This window comes from Streptomyces javensis (assembly GCF_039525925.1).
Taxonomy (GTDB): Bacteria; Actinomycetota; Actinomycetes; order Streptomycetales; family Streptomycetaceae; genus Streptomyces; species Streptomyces asiaticus.
In genome coordinates this window covers 1-978 of the sequence record NZ_BAAAIF010000253.1, presented here as the reverse complement: position 1 = coordinate 978, position 978 = coordinate 1, and the positions used below count along the sequence as shown (strand labels likewise).

Below are 978 nucleotides of genomic sequence, written 5' to 3'. Positions count from 1 at the left end.
CTAGATGAATGAGTCCGATGTTTGTGCTGGCCGCGACCATGGCGAAGGGCGCCCGTTGGCTTGGTTGTGACTCCTTGCCTGGACGCCCTTCTGGCGGCACTGTACGTGTTCATCGACGACCATGTGGCCCCGCGTCGCCGGATCGGGCGACCCCCGAAACTCACGGACGCCGAACTGCTGTGCCTGGCGGTCGCCCAGGTCCTGCTCGGCTTCCCCTCAGCCCGTCACTGGATCCGCTTCGCCCACGCCCGGCTCGGGCACCTGTTTCGCTACCTGCCCCAGCAGTCGGCCTACAACAAACGCCTCAACGCCGCCGGACCGCTGATCAGCCATGTGATCGGTGCCCTGGCACGGCAGGTCCCGACCTGGAACGACAGCCTCCGGCTGATCGACTCCACTCCGCTGCCCTGCGCGGCCTCCCGCGAGACCGTCAAACGCTCCGAACTGGCCGGACACGCCGGATACGGATACTGCCGCAGCCACTCCCGCTTCTTCTGGGGATTCCGGCTCTACCTGCTGACCACCGCCGAGGGCATGCCGGTGTCCTGGTGCCTGGCGAACCCGAAACTGGGCGAGCGGGAGGTGATGACCGCCCTGCTGGAACGCGACCATCACCTCGTCCGCGCAGGGCAGGTGATCCTCGCCGACAAGGGCTTCGCCGGGCGGGCATTCGAGGCGCTCCTCACCGAGCGCCTGGGCGTCCACCTGGTGCGGCCCGATCGCAAGGACGAGCCGGTCCGGCACGGCCGCCTGGCCCGCGTGCGTCAGTGGATCGAGGCCGTCTTCGACACCCTCAAAGGCCAGCTCAGCCTGGAGCAACACGGCGGCCGCACCCCGGCAGGAGTCTTCGCCCGCACCGGACAAAGACTCCTCGCCCTCGCCGCTGGCATCTGGCACAACTGGACCACCGACGCCAAGATCAAACGATCCCTGATCGCCTATGACCACTGAAGAACATCGGACTCATTCATCTAGCCC

General features: G+C 67.2%; 1 protein-coding gene. It reads left to right on the top strand.

The genetic code is table 11. From position 1 onward, the window contains the following. Positions 1-66 precede the first annotated feature (66 nt). Complete coding sequence (locus tag ABD329_RS47820) at positions 67-951, top strand: IS982 family transposase (RefSeq protein ID WP_198282484.1); 885 nt, start codon at positions 67-69, stop codon at positions 949-951. Positions 952-978 lie beyond the last annotated feature (27 nt).